Here is a 759-nt window from a genome sequence, read left to right as displayed (position 1 = left end):
ATGGACTGCGGCGAGGGGCCGATCCAGATGAGGCCGGCGTCGATCACGGCCTGGGCGAAGTCGGCGTTCTCGGAGAGGAAGCCGTAGCCGGGGTGGATGGCGTCGGCGCCGGACTTGGCGGCGGCGTCGAGGATCTTGTCGAACACCAGGTAGGACTCGGCCGAGGTGGTGCCGCCCAGCGCGAACGCCTCGTCGGCGAGCTTCACGAACTGTGCGTCTGCGTCCGGTTCGGCGTAGACGGCGACACTGCCGTAGCCCGCGTCCTTGGCGGCTCGGATGACCCGCACAGCGATCTCGCCGCGATTCGCGACGAGCACCTTCGTGATCTGACTATAAGAATGCTTGTGAGAGTAAGTCATCGATTTTCCTTCATCGAACACAGCGAGCATTGACGAAAGTGGTGGGCGCCGTAGACAACCCGTACCGCATCATCTGAGAGGGAGCCCCCCACGCCTCCTCGTCGACGGGTGCCATGGGGGCAGGGGCAGCGCCCGCCGCGGCGAACACGATGAGCACCGCCGCGATCTCCTCAGCGGAGGGGTTGCCGGAGAACACGATCGGATCGTGGTGCAGCACAGGTGTGCCGAGCAGTACGGCCTCGTCCGACTGAGCGTCGACGTCGGCCCGTTCCGTCACCGCGGTCACAGCGGAATGTTTCCATGCTTCTTCGGCGGGAGCGAAACCATCTTCCGCTCGAGCAGGCGCAGCGCGGAGACGATCTGTCCGCGCGTGTGCGACGGCGGGATCACCGCGTCGACG

Annotated in this window: 3 protein-coding genes; all 3 read right to left on the bottom strand. The window is 66.0% G+C overall.

What is annotated here, in order from left to right:
• On the bottom strand, positions 1–359 hold a 359-nt coding region (locus K3M35_RS25830), incomplete at its 3' end, for a biotin carboxylase N-terminal domain-containing protein (RefSeq protein WP_308257129.1).
• A gap of 10 nt (positions 360–369) precedes the next feature.
• Positions 370–645: an acyl-CoA carboxylase subunit epsilon gene (locus K3M35_RS25825; protein WP_220667294.1), complete on the bottom strand. Its 276-nt coding sequence runs from the start codon at positions 643–645 to the stop codon at positions 370–372.
• On the bottom strand, positions 642–759 hold a 118-nt coding region (locus K3M35_RS27000), incomplete at its 5' end, for a carboxyl transferase domain-containing protein (protein ID WP_374107790.1). The genes K3M35_RS25825 and K3M35_RS27000, both read right to left, overlap by 4 nt.

This window comes from Rhodococcus sp. DMU2021, assembly GCF_019641445.1.
In the GTDB taxonomy this organism is placed as follows: Bacteria; Actinomycetota; Actinomycetes; order Mycobacteriales; family Mycobacteriaceae; genus Rhodococcus; species Rhodococcus pyridinivorans.
Note: the sequence above shows the minus strand (reverse complement) of the source record. Positions and strands in the feature narration are given on the sequence as shown.